This window comes from Luteimonas pelagia (genome assembly GCF_054776035.1).
Genome location: NZ_BAAHCG010000002.1, coordinates 77,232 through 92,066, shown reverse-complemented (window position 1 = coordinate 92,066; position 14,835 = coordinate 77,232). Strand labels below are relative to the sequence as shown.

Below are 14,835 nucleotides of genomic sequence, written 5' to 3'. Positions count from 1 at the left end.
GCGACCCGGCTCACGCCACGGGCCCGGTGGGCGCCGCGCGGGCCTTGCTACGATCGCGCCTCCCGCGATTCCGGACCGGACCGCATGGCCAGCGCAGCGCCGCCCGACGTGGTCGTGGTGATGGACCCGATCGGGTCGATCAACACCGCCAAGGACTCCACCTTCGCCATGCTGCTGGAGGCGCAGCGCCGCGGCTGGCCCGTGCATTACGTGCTGCCCGGCGGCCTCTCGCTGGCCGGCGGCGAGGCGCGCGCGCGCGTGGCGCCGCTGGCGGTCCGCGACGATCCGGCGGACTGGTACACGCTGGGCGACGCGTCGACCCGCGCCTTCGGCGCGAACGACCTGGTGCTGATGCGCAAGGACCCCCCGGTGGACGCCGACTACCTGCACGACAGCCTCGTCCTGGGGATCGCGCAGTCGCAGGGGGCGCGCGTGGTCAACGACCCGCAGGGGCTGCGCGACTACAACGAGAAGCTCGCCGCGCTGCTGTTCCCGCAGTGCTGCCCGCCGACCCTGGTCAGCCGCCATGCCAGCGACCTCAAGGCGTTCGTCCACGCCCACCGGGACGCCGTGCTCAAGCCGCTGGACGGCATGGGCGGGCGCTCGATCTTCCGTGCCAGCCACGGGGACGCCAACCTCAACGTCATCCTCGAGACGCTCACCGCGGGCGGCCGGCACTTCGCCATGGCCCAACGGTGGATCCCGGAGATCAGCCAGGGCGACAAGCGGATCCTGCTGGTCGACGGCGAGCCGGTCGACCACTGCCTGGCGCGCATCCCGCAGGGCGACGAGTTCAGGGGCAACCTCGCCGTGGGCGGACGGGGCGTGGCGCGGCCGCTCAGCGAGCGCGACCGCTGGATCGCGGCGCAGGTGGGGCCCGAGATGCGCCGGCGCGGGATGCGGTTCGTGGGCCTGGACGTCATCGGCGACTTCCTGACCGAGGTCAACGTCACCAGCCCCACCTGCATCCGCGAGATCGACGCGGCGACCGGGTCGAACATCGCCGGCATGCTGTTCGATGCCATCGAGGCGGCTCACCGCACCCCGTGACCTCGGCCCACGCCCCGCCCCTGCCCGCGCCCGTGCCGCTCGGCGATGGCCAGCGCCTGGGCGCGACCACCGTGCTGTCGCTGCTGCTGCACGCGATGGTGGTGCTGGGGGTGGGCTTCGCCCTCGAGGACGCCGCCCCCGTGGTGCCGACGCTCGACGTGATCCTGACCGGCACGCGCAGCGCGCTGACGCCCGAGCAGGCCGACTTCCTCGCCCAGGCCAGCAACGTCGGCGGCGGCGAGCACGAGACCCCGCGCCGGCCGCGCGACCCGCAGGCCGGACAGGTGCCCCGCGAGACCCCCGGCGACGCGCCCCTGCAGCAGCGCGCGCAGTCGCCTGCCCCGCAACCGCCGCCGCGCGACCGGCTGCTTGCCAGCACGCGCGGCGCCGAGGCGATGCCGACGCCCCGCCAGACGCCGCCCGAGACGGACGTGCGTCCGCTGCCCGAGGGACGCGAGAAGATCGAACGCGACCAGGCCATGGCGCGGCTGGCGGCCGAGATCCACATGCGGACCGAACGCTACGCCAAGCGCCCGAAACGCAAGTTCGTGTCCGCCAGCACGAAGGAATACGCCTGGGCGGGCTACCTGCGCGAATGGGTGGACCGCGTCGAGCGGATCGGCAACCTCAACTACCCGGACGAGGCCCGGCGCCGGCGGCTGGCCGGCCAGCTGGTGATCAGCGTGGCGATCCGGCGCGACGGCTCGGTCGAGCGCGCGGACGTGATCCAGTCGAGCGGCCACCGCCTGCTCGACGACGCCGCATTGCGCATCGCCCGCCTCGCCGAGCCCTACCCGCCGCTGCCGGCGACGGTCGAGGACATCGACGTGCTGCACGTCACCCGGACCTGGCAGTTCCTGCCGGGGGGCGGGCTGGTCGACCGGTGAGCCCGGGCGGGCCGCGCCGCTCAGCGGCCTTCGCGCGCCCGTGCCTGTTCGACGAGCGTGAGCGCGACGCGGTTGCGCAGGTAGGCCGGCTCGACGCGTTCGGGCGCGAGCAGTTCGCCGCGCGCGGCCGCATGGGCCCCGAGGCGCGCGACATCCGCGGCCCGCGGCAGCGACTTCGCGTCGACCGCCGCCAGGCGCGCCTCCAGATGCTCGCGGAGCGCGCCATCGACGGCGTCGAAACCCGTGCCGACCCCGTGCCACCCGCCTGCATCGCCGGGCGGTTCGACCGCGCCGGGCGGATCCACCCGTTCGCCGGCGAGCGACCGGGGCTCGCCGCCCACGCATTCGTACGCATCCCAGTAGACCTCGCCCATGCGCGCGTCGATGGCCGCCAGCACGCGCGCGCCCCGACCCTGCATCGCGAGCGCCGCGAGCGTGGACACCGGCACCACCGGCCGGTCGAGCGCGAGCGCGATGCCCTGCGCCATCGAGATCCCGAGGCGCACGCCGGTGAACGCACCGGGACCCCGGCCGACCGCGATCGCGTCCAGCTGGCTGCGCGCCAGGCCCGCCTCGTCGAGCAACGCCTGGGCCCAGGGCAGCGAGAGTTCGGCATGCCGGCGCGGCGCGACCTCGAACCGCTCGCGCACCTCGCCGTCGAGCCACAGCGCGACGGAACAAGCTTCGGTCGAGGTCTCGAAGGCGAGGAGTCTCATTCGCGGGAACCGGGCGTGCGGCCGGTCACGGGCCGGCCGGAGAGGATACGCCGCCCGCCGCGCGCGGGCGCGCGTCGTCGCGGTGGAAGAACGCCGCCACGTCGTCCACAGAACGCGTCCTGGGCAGCGGCGGCAGCGAATCGAGGAACACGCGCCCGTAGGACTTGCCGACGAGGCGGGGATCGCAGAGCACGAGGATGCCGCGGTCGGTCTCGGTGCGGATCAGCCGGCCGACGCCCTGCTTGAGCGCGATGACCGCCTGGGGCAACTGCTCGTCGCGGAACGGGTTGCCGCCCGCGCGGCGGATCGCCTCCAGCCGCGCCTCGAACACCGGATCGTCCGGCGCCGCGAACGGCAGCTTGTCGACCACCACGACCGACAACGCGTCGCCCGCCACGTCGACGCCCTCGCGGAAGCTCGCCGCGCCCAGCAGCACGCCGTTGCCCGAGCCGCGGAACTGCTGCAGCAGGAGGTGGCGGGGCCCCTCGCCCTGCACGAACAGGGGCCAGGGAGCCTTCGCCTCGCGCAGCGCCGCGGCCGCCTCGCGCAGCGCACGGTGCGACGCGAACAGCAGGAACGCGCGTCCGGCCGATGCCTCCAGCACCGGCCAGACCGCGTCGACCACGGCGGACGTGTAGCCGCGGTCCATCGGCGGCGGCATGCGGGTGGGCAGGTAGCACAGCGCCTGCCGTGCCCAGTCGAAGGGGCTTGGCTCGAGCAGCGTCGCGGGCGACGACAGGCCCAGGCGCGCGGCGATGTGGTCGAAGCCGCCGGCCACCGACAGGGTCGCGGAGGTGAACACCCAGGCCGCGCGCGATTGCGCGCGGTGCGCGGCCAGCGGGGCGGAGACGTCGAGCGGCGTGCGGCTGAGCCTGAAACCGCGTGGCGTCAGCTCGAACCAGTGCACGGAAATGGGGTCAGGTTCGTTTTCCTGTGATGGCGTGTCTGCTGCGACGCTGTCGGACGAAGGTGAACCTGACTCCCTTTCCCCCATTTCCTCCTCCCCTCGCCAGCGGGCCAGGCGGGTGGCGAACTCGCGCGCGCGGGCGTGGCAACCCTCCATGCCCGGGGAGGCATCGCGGAGCGGCCCCAGTGATTCGGCAAGACCGGCGAGCGCCTCGCCCAGCGTGTCCAGTGCCGCGACGACGTCGCCGGCCGACAGGGCCTGCGACCGCGTGCCACGCTGCGGCAGCGGTTCCATCGCCGCGCGCAGCGCGCGCACCGACTGCTCCAGTCGCATCGCCGGCGCCTGCAGCACGGCCAGCGCGCCGGGGACGTCGCGGCATTCCCCGAGCGCGTCGCGCGCGAGCTCCACCAGCGGCCGCGCGCTCAGCGCCTCGCCGAAGAACTGCGCCGCCAGGTCCGGCAACTGGTGGGCCTCGTCGACCACGAACGCCTCCGCCCCGGGCAGGATCTCGCCGAAGCCCTCCTGCCTGAGCGCGAGGTCCGCCAGCAGCAGGTGGTGGTTCACCACCACGAGGTCGGCGGCCTGCGCGCGCTGGCGGGCCTGGACGACGAAGCACTCGTCCCAGAAGGGGCATTCGGACCCGAGGCAGTTGTCCGCCGTGCTGGTGACCAGCGGCCAGAGGGGCGAATCCTCGGGAAGCGACTCGAGTTCGGCCAGGTCGCCGGCGCGCGTGCGGCCCGACCACGCGACGATGCGCTGGAACTGGGCCACCTGCTCGCGCGAGGCGAGCTTCGGCTCGCCCTTGGCCTGTTCCAGCCGGTAGCGGCACAGGTAGTTGGCACGCCCCTTGAGCAGTGCCGTCTTCAGCCCCGTTCCGAGCGCGTCGCGCACGCGCGGCAGGTCGCGGTGGTAGAGCTGGTCCTGCAGCGCACGCGTGCCGGTCGACACGATCGTGCGCAGCCCCGAAAGCAGCGCCGGTACGAGGTAGGCGAACGTCTTGCCCGTTCCGGTGCCCGCCTCGGCGAGGAGTTCCCCGCGCGACTCGAACGCGGACGCGACGGATCCGGCCAGTCGCTGCTGCGCCGGCCGCGGCACGAAGCCCGGCAGGTCGCCCGCGAGCGCACCCCCCTCGGAGAGGGCGGCGCGCGTGGCTTCGGTCAGTTGGGACATCTGGAGTGCACGGGCGCGCATGGCGCGCCGTTCATCACGGGCAGGACGGGCATGCCGCGCTCAATAGCGGGGCGGGCGTCCGAGCGTGCACGCACCGATCGCGGCCTTCGCTTCCGCCGCGCCGTCCGCGTCCCCGGCGACCAGCCGCGCCTGCTCGACCGTCGCCCAGTGCCGGCGGCACAGGGGGCCGACCTTCGACCCCAGGCCCCACGCCTGGCGCGCGAGCCGTTCGGCATCCGCCGGCTGCCCCAGCAACAGGGCGACTTCGGCGCGCTCCTGCAGCAATTCGGGGTCACCCGGTGCGATGGCGAGCGCCTCGTCGATGGCCGCGGCGGCGTCCGCGGGCTGGCCGGCGCGCTCGGCCGCGGATGCGCGGGCACGCAGGTCGCCGATGCGCGGGTCACGCAGGGGCGCGACCGCCAGCTCGGTGTCCTCGACCCCCGCGACGGCACGGACGGCCGCCACCTGCTGCGCGGGCGTCGCCGTCGTCAGCACCGGCGCCTCGACCGGCGGGGGTGCCGATGCGCATGCTCCCAGCAGGAAAGCGAATCCAATGACTGGCAGCCAAGCACGCATCACGGCACGAACTCCTCTTCCGGCGCCGGTGCCGGCGCGGGCTCGGGCGGCGCGGCCTCGGCCTCGCGTGCCGGATCACGCCGGTCGCCCCAGCCGAACCAGTCGCGCCAGCTCCGGCCTTCCTCCGACTCGCCGTCGTAGTAGGGATCGGGCTGCGGCACGTAGCACGGCTGGTACGGCGGCACGAAGCCCTCGACGAACGCGAAGCGGCGGGCCTGCGGGCAGTCGGCGTCGGTGGCGTTGGACTGGACCACCCAGGCCCATTCCAGGCCGTCGTCGCCGACGTCGAGGGTCCGGCTCGGCAGCCGCGCGAACAGCGCCGACCAGACGCGCATCGCGCCGGTCGCGCCGTACAGGCCCGTGGCCTCGTTCTTGTCGTTGCCGACCCACGCGACCGCGAGGTGGTCGCCGGTGTAGCCGGCGAACCAGCTGTCGCGGCCGTCGTTGCTGGTGCCGGTCTTGCCGGCCGCCTTGAGGTGGCCGAGGCCGTCGCTGACCAGTTGCCGGCCGGTACCCGAGGTGACCGCATGCTGCAGCGCCAGTGTCACCAGGCGCGCGGCGATCGCGTCGCCCTCCTGCGCCGGCGCCGGATCGGTGTCGTAGCGGTTGAGGGCGCGGCCTTCGGCGTCCAGCACGCCGCGCACCGCGCGCAGCGGCTGGATCTCGCCGCCGGACGCGAGGAACTGGTACAGCTGCGCCATCGCGTACGGGCTCTGGTCGGTCGAGCCGAGGATCAGCGACGGGTTCGGCTCGGCTTCGACGCCCGCGAGCGTGCGCACCAGGTCCGCCAGCCGCTCCGGGTGCACCTGCATGCCGACGCGCACGGTGGCCTGGTTGTACGACCGGGCGAGCGCGTCGATCAGGCGGACGGTGCCGTGGCTGCGGCCATCGGAATTGTCGGGCGACCAGCGCCGGCCGTTGCCGAGGGTGACGGTGACGTCCGAATCATCGACCCAGCTCGCCAGCGACCACTGGCCCGGCTGCGCGAGCGCGAGCAGGTAGACGAACGGCTTGAGCAGCGAGCCGACCGGCCGCTGCGCCTCGACCGCGCGGTTGAAGCCGGGCTTGTCGAAGGTCCGGCTCCCCACCACCGCGACCACCTGGCCGCCGTGCACGTCGGTGACCACCACGCCTGTTTCCAGCGGCGGCCGGTTCTGCTTGTCGAGCGCCTCGAGCGTGCGCCGCACGGCACCCTCGGCATACGCCTGGGCCGACGGGGACATCGCGGTCATCACCCGCAGGTTGGCGCCGGCCAGCGCGTCGGCCGGGAACTCGCGCGCGAGCTGCCGGCGGACCAGGTCGACGTACGCGGGGAAGCGGTTGGCGACGCTGCCCGGCTGCTCGGTGACCCCGAGATCGTCGTCGATCGCGTCGGCGTGCGCCTCGGCGTCGATCAGCCCGGTCTCCAGCATCTTGTCGAGCACGAAATCGCGGCGTTCCTTCGCGCGCTCGGGGTTGCGGCGCGGGTCGTAGTACGAGGGCCCGCGGATGATGCCGATCAGCAGCGCCACCTGGCTCGTGGTGAGGTTCGACAGGTCGCGGCCGAACCAGAACTCCGATGCCGCAGCGACGCCATGGATCGCCTGCGCGCCCCGCTGCCCCAGGTACACCTGGTTGAGGTAGGTCTCGAGGATCGTGCGCTTGTCGTAGCGCGCCTCGATCAGCATCGCGTACAGGATCTCGTTGAACTTGCGCGTGTAGGTCACCTCGCGCCCGATGCCCAGCAAGCCGCTGCGCGCGAGCTGCTGCGTGAGCGTGCTTGCGCCCTGCACCGTCTCGCCCGCGCGCAGGTTCGCCCACAGCGCGCGCGCGATGCCGCGCAGGTCGATGCCGTTGTGGTCCTTGAAGTCGCGGTCCTCGACGGCCTGCAGGCCGGTCACCAGCAGCTCCGGGACCTCGTCGAGCGCGACGAGGCGGCGCTCCTCCTGCTTCTGCCCGTACAGCGTCGCGATGCGTGCCGGGTCCAGGCGCGCGGCCTCGAGCGCCTGGTCGCGCGCGGCATCGGCCACGGAGGCGACGCGTCCGCGCGACAGCCGGACGGCGATGCGGCGCGGCGCGACGGCGCCGTCGACGTCGTGGTAACCCCGGCTGGCGATCAGCCAGCGGCCTTCGTTGCGCGCGTAGCTCCCGGGCCGCACGCCCGCGCCGTCCTCGAAGTAGCCGGCCGCGTCGAGCTCGGTCTTGAGGGTCGCCGCGTCCATCGCCAGCCCGTTGCGCAGTTCGAGCGGACGCGCGAACACGCGGGTGGGCAACTGCCACTGCAACTGGCCGAACCGCTCCCCGACCTGGTGGTTGAGGTAGAGCATGTACGGCACGAGGAAGCCGAGCCCGAGCCCCGCGGCCGCGAGGGCCCAGGTCAGCAGCCTGCGGCGCCAGTCCGGCGCGCCGGCGCCGTCGTCGTCGTCGAAGTCGTCCGGATCGTTGCGGGCCACGGAAATGCGACAATGGCAGGACGGGCCTGCGGAAGCGCGAGTCTAGCGCAGGGGCGGCGGACACACGGAACGCCGGGGCGGCGGCGCGGTGTCCATCCATTCACCAGGCACGGACGACGTGTACCCCGAGATCCTGTTCCACGAACTCCTGTTCCAGGTCCGGCGCGCGCGCGCGACCTTCCACCGGTTCGCCGGCAGCGTGCACGCGCGTGGCTGGCGCGCCACGATCGCGCGCGCCCGGCACGGCACCCCGCTTCCCGGCCATGCCGCCGCCCGCGGCACCCCCCGCCACGACCCGCGCCGGCCGCTCCTCGTCGTCGTGGAATCCGAACTGCCGCGCGAGGACCGCGACTCCGGTTCCGTCCGCCTCGTCCACCTGCTCCGCCTGCTGGTCGCGGATGGCTGGCAGGTCGTCATGGTCGCGGATGCCGGCGGCGATGCGGACGCGGAGCGGATCCTTGCCGGGATCGGCGTCGGCGTGGTGTCCCATGCGCCCCGTCGCTGGCTCGCACGCCACGCGCGCGACATCCGGGCGGCGATCGTCGCCCGGCATGGCGTCGCCGGCCATTGGCTCCCGTACCTGCGCGCGATCGCCCCCGGGGCGCGCCTGGTGTTCGACACCGTCGACCTGCACCACGTCCGCGAAGGACGCGAGGCGGCGCTCAACGGCCTCGGTGGCCTCGGGCGGCACGCGCGGCGCACGCAACAACGCGAGCTGGCGCTGGTCCGGATGGCGGATGCGACCTGGGTCGTGAGCGACCACGAGCGCGAGGCCCTGCGTGCCGCGTGCCCCGGCGCCCGCGTGGGGATCCTTTCGAACATCGTCGCCCGCACGACACCGGGGCGCCCGTACGACGAACGCGAAGGCATCGTGTTCGTCGGCGGGCACCGGCACCCGCCCAACACCGACGCCTGCCGGTGGCTGGTGCGTGAGCTCTTCCCGCGCGTGCGCGAGGCGCTTCCCGGCGTCGAACTCCACCTCATCGGCGCCGGCATGCCCGCCGACCTCGCCGCGGCGGCACGCGGGGTCGCCGGGATCCGCGTCCATGGCCACGTCCCGGACGTCACGCCGTGGCTGGAGGGCTGCCGGGTGGCGCTCGTGCCGCTCCGCTTCGGCGCCGGCGTGAAGGGCAAGGTCAACGCGAGCATGGCGCACGGGCAGCCGGTGGTGACCACGCCCTGCGGCGCGGAAGGCATGGGGCTGGCGGACGGCCACGACGTGCTGGTCGCGTCCGACGCGGACGGACTGGTGGACGCGGTCGTGCGCGTGTATCGCGACCGCGCGCTGTGGGATTCGATTTCGCGCAACGCGTTGCAGGCCGTCGCCGGGCGGTTCTCCGCCGAGTCCGCGCGTGACGTCGCGCGGCGCGACCTCGGCCGCCCGGAGGCCTGACGCGATGCGCATCCTCCTGGTCGCCTACGAGTTCCCGCCCAGTCCGTCGCCGCAGTCGCTGCGCTGGGCCTACCTGTCGAGGGAGCTGGCGCTGCGCGGACATGAAGTGCACGTGCTGACGATCGACCTCGGGGGCGCGTCGGTGGGGCTGCCCGACCTGCCCGGCGGCGTGCGGGTGCACCGCACCCACGCGGGACTGTTCCGTGGCCTCGTCGCGTGGCGGAGGAACCGGCGCATGCGCGCCCGGGCGTCGAGGTTGCCGGCGGCGCCGACGGCACCGCCGGCCCGAGCGTCGCGTGGCGGGCTCAAGCACCGGGTATCGCGGATCCTGCAGGCGCTCGCCGAGCGCCTCTGGTATCCCGACCTGCGGGGCGAGTGGCGCGCCATCGCGTTGCGCGCGCTGCCCGACGTGCTCCGGCACTTCCGCCCCGACGTCGTCATCGCCTCCCACGAGCCGGCGACGAGCCTCGAAGTCGGACTGGCGGCGCGCGCCGCGGGCCATCCGCTGGTCGCCGACCTCGGCGACCCGGTGCTGGCGCCCTACACGCCGCGCCATTGGCGCCGGCGCGCGCACGCGCTCGAATCGTCCGTCTGCGCCGGAGCCGACCATGTGCTGGTGACGACCCCGGATGCCGCCGCCCTGCTGGCCACGCGCCATGGCCGCCACGCGGGCGTCACGGTCCTGACGCAGGGCTATGACGCCGCCCCCGCACCCGCCGACGAGGGCATCGTGGACTTCGATCCCGGGACGCTTGAACTGCTCTACACCGGCAGTTTCTATGCGTTCCGCACCGCCGGCGCCCTCGTGGCGGCGGTGGAGGCGGTCGACGGCGTCCGCCTGAACGTGGCGTCGATCGCCTTGCCCGACGTCCTGCGCGACGCGTGCCGCCGGGATCCGTCGCGCTTCCGCGCCCTCGGTTTCCTGCCGCACCGCGAGGCACTGGCGGCGCAGCGGCGCGCGGACGTGCTCGTGAGCATCGCGAACGACGACGCCGCCCAGGTCCCCGGCAAGTTCTACGAGTACCTCGGGGCGAACCGTCCCGTCCTGCACCTGGCGCCGCACGTCGACAACGATGCCGCGGCGGCGCGGCTGGCGGCGCTGGGCCGGGGCGTCACCTGCGCGCAGACACCGTCGGCCATCGTCCCCCGCCTGCAGTCGCTTCTCTCGGCCAAGCGCTCCGGCACGCTGGATCACGGATTCGCGCTCGGCGCCGATGACGTCGCCGCGCACGCGTGGCAATCGATCGCCGCACGCCTCGAAACGGTGCTGCGCGAGGTCGCGTCGCACGAATCGCGCGGCTGAGGCCGTCGCTCAGCGCCCCGCCTGCGCGCGGTCCACGCGCGCGGCGAATTCCCGCAGCCCGGGGGCATCCGCGTCGAGCGCGCGGGCGCGTGCGAGGGCGCGCCGCGCGTTGTCCAGTTCGCCGGCACCCAGCCGCTCGTCGCCATGGGCGATCCAGCGCGAAGCGAGGACGCCCCGGTCGGCGGCCAGCCGGGCGGGATCGTCGCCGAGTTCGCCGCGCAGCGACAGGCACTCGCCCGCGCGCGCCAGCCGGTTCGTCCGAAGGCCGTCGGCGAAGCATGCCGTCGCGCCCGCGCGCAACCGTTCGCCTGCGCGTGCGACGCGCGGATCGTCCGGCGCGAGGGTCCGCGCGACGCGCAGCCGGTCGTATGCGCTGTCGCCCGGCGGCGCGAGCCATTCGTTCCGCGCGGCCGCCCGATCGATGCCGTCCAACGCGTCCTCGAGGCGCACGGCGGCCCGTGCCGTGGGCCGTTCGCCGACCGGCCGAAGCCGCGCATGCGCCGCCCGTGCCTGGCGGAGGTCGTCGGCGGCGCGCGCGACCTCCGGCGCCTCGGCATGCACCTCGCGCGCCTTGTCCAGCGCTTCGACCGCGGGTGCGAACCTGAAATCCGCCGCCAGCCGCGAGGCGCGCCCCGCCCACGCCGCCGCCACGCGCGCCAGCCCCGTGACCGCACGGCCGTCGTCCGGGTCGGCGAACAGCACTTCGCGGTAGGCGTGCACCGCCGCGTCCAGGCGCCCCGCCTCCAGCGCCGCATCGGCCGCGTCCCGCCGTCGTTCCACGGCGGCGGCCAGCGTGGCCTGGCTGTCCGGCAGGTCCGGGTGCGCCGCATCGAAGCCGCGCGCGCGACGCAGGTGGTCCACCGCCTCGGCGACGCGCCCCAGGCCCGCGGCGTCGCGGGACCGCTCCAGCAGGTCGGCGACCGCATCCTCGCGACCCGCGAGCGCGGTGGCATGCCCGGGATGCAACGCCAGGACGCGCGCGTACAGCGGCAACGCGGAGCCTGCGCGTCCCTCCAGGTCGCCGGCGGCCCGTGCCCGCGCGGCGCGTTCGAGCAGCGCTTCGGTGTCCGCCCCCTGGGCTTCCCGCAGGCGCAAGGCCTCCGCGACCGGCGCCACGGCATCGCGCGGCGCGTCGAGCCCGCGCGCGAGCGCGAGCGCCCGGTGCGCGGCGCCGTGGTCGCCGCGCTCGACCGCCTCGCGGGCCTGCGCGACGGCGGCGTGCGCGACCCGGGCCAGCCCGGCCCGCGGTTCGACGTCGTCCGGATCCAGCGCCTGCGCGGCTTCGAAGAGCTCGCGGGCACCGGTGCCATCCGCGGCGGTGAGCCGGCCATGCGCCAGCGCCTCCCCGGCCGCGACCAGCAGCGTGTCCGCACGCGACCGTGGCCACAGCCGCTCGGCCAGCGGCACGCGCACCGCGAGCAGCAGCACGGCCGCGAGCACGAGCAGCGGCACGATCCATGCCCACGGCCATTCGCGCACGGCACCCCATGCCACCGGCACCGGACGCGGCGATCCGCGCCCGTGCCACGCACGCCTGCGAGGCGGGACCGTCAAGCGACACCTCCCGCGCGCGGCACCCGACTCACGCCCGGTGCGCCTCCTCGACGCCGGGCAACGCGGCCAGCTTGCCGAGCACGCCGGAGAGCTGGCTGAAGTCGCCGACCCGCAGGCGCATGTTCAGGCGGACGCGCCCGCCGCCGCGCAGCGGTTCGCCCCGGATCGTGCCGACGTGCACGTCCGCCTGGGCGATCGCGTTGCTCACGTCCTTGAGCAACCCCTTGCGGTCGACCGCGACGACCTGCACGTCCACCTCGTGTCCACCGTCGCGCGCGCCCCATTCGACCGAAAGGACGCGCTGCGGCTGCCGCGCGGCCAGCCGGGCCAGCGCGGCGCAGTCGGCGCGGTGCACGGTCACGCCGCGTCCGACGGTGAGGTAGCCCGCGATCGCCTCGCCCGGCAGCGGCTGGCAACAGCGGGCCACCTGGACGAGCAGGTTGCCCACGCCCTGCACGTCGAAGTCCGTGGCGCGTCGCGCGGGCCGCGCGGGACGCGCCGGCCGCGCCTCGCGTTCCGGGGTGGCGCCTTCGCGCCCGCGTTCGTGTTCGGAGAGCGCGCGCGCCACCGCGTGGGGCCCCACGTCGCCGAGCGCGAGCAGGACCAGCAGGTCGTCCTCGGTCGAGACGTTGAAGCGCGCCAGCACCGGGCCGGTGTCCGCGCCGAGCAGGCCCATCCGGCGGAATTCGCGCTCCAGGATCTCCCGGCCGTCGTGCACGTTGCGGGCGCGGTCGAGCTTGTGGAACCAGCTGCGCACCTTCTCGCGCGAACGCGCGCTGGCCAGGAAGCCGTTCGACTCGACGAGCCAGTCGCGTCGCGGCTCGGCCACCTTGCCGGTCAGGATCTCGACGCGGTCGCCGCTGCGCAGGTGGTGGTCGAGCGGCACGATCCGCCCGTCGACCTTCGCGCCGCGGCAGCGGTGCCCGACCTCGGTGTGCACGTGGTAGGCGAAATCGAGCGGCGTGGCGCCGGCCGGCAGGTCGATCACCTCGCCGCGGGGCGTGAGCACGTAGACGCGGTCCTCGGCGAGCTCGCTGCGGATCTCGCCCATGAGGTCGGCCGCGTCGCCCTCGGCCGGCGCCTCCAGCAGGCGGCGCATCCAGGCGATGCGCTTCTCCATCGCCGCGTCCCCATGCCGGCTCGACCGGCCGCCCTCCTTGTACTTCCAGTGCGCGGCCACGCCCAGTTCGGCCTGCTGGTGCATCGCGTGGGTGCGGATCTGGACTTCGAGCGTCCGGCCCTCCGGCCCCACCACCGCGGTGTGCAGCGAACGGTAGTCGTTGCGCTTGGGCCGCGCGATGTAGTCGTCGAACTCGCTCGGGACCGGCGTCCACAGCGCATGCACCACGCCGAGCGCGGCGTAGCAGGCCTGCACGTCGTCGACCAGCACGCGCACCGCGCGCAGGTCGTAGAGCTCGCCGATCGGCACGCCCTTGCGCTGCATCTTCTTCCAGATGCTGTAGATGTGCTTCGGCCGGCCGGCGACGTCGCCGCGGATGCCGTGCGCCGCCAGCGACGCCTCCAGCGCCGCGCGGGCCTGCGCGATGTGCCGCTCGCGGTCGGCGCGCTTCTCGTCGAGCAACCGGGCGATGCGCTGGTAGGTCTCCGGCTCCAGGTGGCGGAAGGCCAGGTCCTCGAGCTCCCACTTCAGCTGCCAGATACCCAGCCGGTTCGCGAGCGGCGCATGGATGTCGCGCGTCAGCGCCGCCAACGCGCGGCGGTCGGCTCCGGGCAGCGCCGGCGCCTCGCGCAGCCGCGCCAGCTGGCGCGCGAGCAGGATCGGCACCACGCGCAGGTCGCGGACGATGGCGAGCAGCAGCCGGCGCAGGCCCTCGGCACTGCCCGCGCCGCGCTGTTCGGCATGCAGCGACCAGACCCGGGCGGCGGCCTGCTGCCCCTCGACCAGCGCGACGATCGCCGGATGATCGCGGTCGAAGGCGTCGCCGAGCCGTCGGTGCAGGTCGGGCAGCGCGCGCAGGATGGCGGCGGCGACCACCTCCTCGTCGGCATCGAGCCGGGCCAGGGCTTCCAGCGTGCCCGCCAGCACCGCGGGCGGATCGGAGACCGGGATGGGCGCGTCCGCGGCCGACAGCAACGCGTCCCGCAACGGGCCGCGCAGCGCCGCGGCGTCCGGCGCGTCGAGCAACGCGCGGAAGCCGGCCGGGTCCAGGGGCGGCAGCGGGGAGGCGTTCACCTCGACTGCGTCCGGTGTGGGGAACTCCGTACACTAGCCGCCGACCGTCCCGAGGAACAGGCCATGCCGATCCGCAGTCTCGCCGTCTTCGCCCTTGCCCTTGCCTTCGCCCTGCCCGCCCTGGCGCAGCAGCCGGCGCCCGCCTCCGATGCGCGCCCGATCGAGCAGCGGATGTCGCCCGAGGAATTCCGCGCCGCCGGCCTGGACAAGCTGAGCCCCGAGGAGCTCGCCAACCTCAACGCCTGGATGCGCGGCACGCTGCAGGTGGAGACCACGCGCGCTGCCCAGGCGGCCGAGCAGCAGGTGAAGGACACGCACCGCGGCTTCCTCTCGTTCGGTTCGAGCGATCCGATCGTCGCGCGCGTGGTCGGGGAGTTCACCGGCTTCGGCCGCGGCAAGCGCTACACGCTGGACAACGGCCAGGTGTGGGAGCAGGTCGACAGCGCGCGGATCCCCGGTGCGCGCAAGGCCAACCCCGAAGTCACCATCAAGCCCGCCGTGCTCGGCGAGGCCTGGTACATGCGGGTCGAGGGCTACAACACCAATGCGAAGGTGAAGCGCGTCAAGTAGCCTCCCCGTCGTCCCGAGCGCCGCGAGGGACCTGCTTCCCGCTTTTTGCCGGGAGTAGCAGGTCCCTCGCTTCGCTCGCGACG

At 74.5% G+C, this 14,835-nt stretch carries 11 protein-coding genes; 5 read left to right on the top strand and 6 right to left on the bottom strand.

Going from position 1 to position 14,835, the window contains the following annotated elements:
- Positions 1-84: 84 nt before the first annotated feature.
- Positions 85-1,050, top strand: a complete 966-nt coding sequence (gene gshB / locus ACYU7H_RS05480; RefSeq protein ID WP_460813159.1) for a glutathione synthase — start codon at positions 85-87, stop codon at positions 1,048-1,050.
- Entirely contained in the window at positions 1,047-1,937 is an 891-nt protein-coding gene (locus ACYU7H_RS05475) for an energy transducer TonB (RefSeq protein ID WP_460813158.1), read from the top strand. The genes gshB and ACYU7H_RS05475 overlap by 4 nt, the downstream gene beginning before the upstream one ends.
- A 20-nt stretch (positions 1,938-1,957) precedes the next feature.
- Here ACYU7H_RS05475 and tsaB read toward each other — a convergent pair whose 3' ends face one another.
- Genes tsaB through mrcB form a run of 4 tightly spaced genes read right to left on the bottom strand, consistent with a single transcriptional unit; the run spans position 1,958 to position 7,738 of the window.
- Positions 1,958-2,653, bottom strand: coding sequence for a tRNA (adenosine(37)-N6)-threonylcarbamoyltransferase complex dimerization subunit type 1 TsaB (gene tsaB / locus ACYU7H_RS05470; protein WP_460813157.1), 696 nt, complete (start codon positions 2,651-2,653; stop codon positions 1,958-1,960).
- A gap of 25 nt (positions 2,654-2,678) precedes the next feature.
- On the bottom strand, positions 2,679-4,730 hold the full coding sequence (locus tag ACYU7H_RS05465; RefSeq protein ID WP_460813156.1) for an ATP-dependent DNA helicase: 2,052 nt from the start codon (positions 4,728-4,730) through the stop codon (positions 2,679-2,681).
- Positions 4,731-4,790: 60 nt separating this feature from the next.
- Positions 4,791-5,306, bottom strand: coding sequence for a tetratricopeptide repeat protein (locus ACYU7H_RS05460; RefSeq protein ID WP_460813155.1), 516 nt, complete (start codon positions 5,304-5,306; stop codon positions 4,791-4,793).
- Positions 5,306-7,738 (bottom strand): penicillin-binding protein 1B, encoded by a 2,433-nt coding sequence (gene mrcB / locus ACYU7H_RS05455; protein WP_460813154.1) that lies wholly within the window; start codon positions 7,736-7,738, stop codon positions 5,306-5,308. Before mrcB ends, ACYU7H_RS05460 begins: the two co-directional genes overlap by 1 nt.
- Positions 7,739-7,856: 118 nt before the next feature.
- On the opposite strand from mrcB, the gene ACYU7H_RS05450 reads away from it, so the two are divergent.
- Together ACYU7H_RS05450 and ACYU7H_RS05445 are read left to right on the top strand one after the other, a co-directional pair.
- Positions 7,857-9,131 carry a glycosyltransferase gene (locus ACYU7H_RS05450; RefSeq protein ID WP_460813153.1) on the top strand — a complete coding sequence of 425 codons (1,275 nt, stop codon included), beginning with the start codon at positions 7,857-7,859 and terminating at the stop codon, positions 9,129-9,131.
- Positions 9,132-9,135: 4 nt separating this feature from the next.
- A complete protein-coding gene (locus tag ACYU7H_RS05445) occupies positions 9,136-10,434 on the top strand; it encodes a glycosyltransferase (RefSeq protein ID WP_460813152.1) in 1,299 nt (432 codons plus the stop codon).
- Between the two features lie 9 nt (positions 10,435-10,443).
- Here ACYU7H_RS05445 and ACYU7H_RS05440 read toward each other — a convergent pair whose 3' ends face one another.
- Together ACYU7H_RS05440 and ACYU7H_RS05435 are read right to left on the bottom strand one after the other, a co-directional pair.
- On the bottom strand, positions 10,444-11,913 hold the full coding sequence (locus ACYU7H_RS05440) for a hypothetical protein (protein ID WP_460813151.1): 1,470 nt from the start codon (positions 11,911-11,913) through the stop codon (positions 10,444-10,446).
- A gap of 103 nt (positions 11,914-12,016) precedes the next feature.
- Positions 12,017-14,182: a RelA/SpoT family protein gene (locus tag ACYU7H_RS05435; RefSeq protein ID WP_460813150.1), complete on the bottom strand. Its 2,166-nt coding sequence runs from the start codon at positions 14,180-14,182 to the stop codon at positions 12,017-12,019.
- A gap of 63 nt (positions 14,183-14,245) precedes the next feature.
- Here ACYU7H_RS05435 and ACYU7H_RS05430 point away from each other — a divergent pair, with 63 nt between their 5' ends.
- Positions 14,246-14,752, top strand: a complete 507-nt coding sequence (locus ACYU7H_RS05430) for a hypothetical protein (protein ID WP_460813149.1) — start codon at positions 14,246-14,248, stop codon at positions 14,750-14,752.
- Positions 14,753-14,835: the final 83 nt, after the last annotated feature.

What these genes read in the sequence shown, in the direction of transcription:
- gshB (WP_460813159.1), top strand. Translation starts at nt 85, where the DNA reads ATGGCCAGCGCAGCGCCGCCCGACGTGGTCGTGGTGATGGACCCGATC.
- tsaB (WP_460813157.1), bottom strand. Translation starts at nt 2,653, where the DNA reads ATGAGACTCCTCGCCTTCGAGACCTCGACCGAAGCTTGTTCCGTCGCG.
- ACYU7H_RS05465 (WP_460813156.1), bottom strand. Translation starts at nt 4,730, where the DNA reads ATGTCCCAACTGACCGAAGCCACGCGCGCCGCCCTCTCCGAGGGGGGT.
- ACYU7H_RS05460 (WP_460813155.1), bottom strand. Translation starts at nt 5,306, where the DNA reads ATGCGTGCTTGGCTGCCAGTCATTGGATTCGCTTTCCTGCTGGGAGCA.
- ACYU7H_RS05445 (WP_460813152.1), top strand. Translation starts at nt 9,136, where the DNA reads ATGCGCATCCTCCTGGTCGCCTACGAGTTCCCGCCCAGTCCGTCGCCG.
- ACYU7H_RS05430 (WP_460813149.1), top strand. Translation starts at nt 14,246, where the DNA reads ATGCCGATCCGCAGTCTCGCCGTCTTCGCCCTTGCCCTTGCCTTCGCC.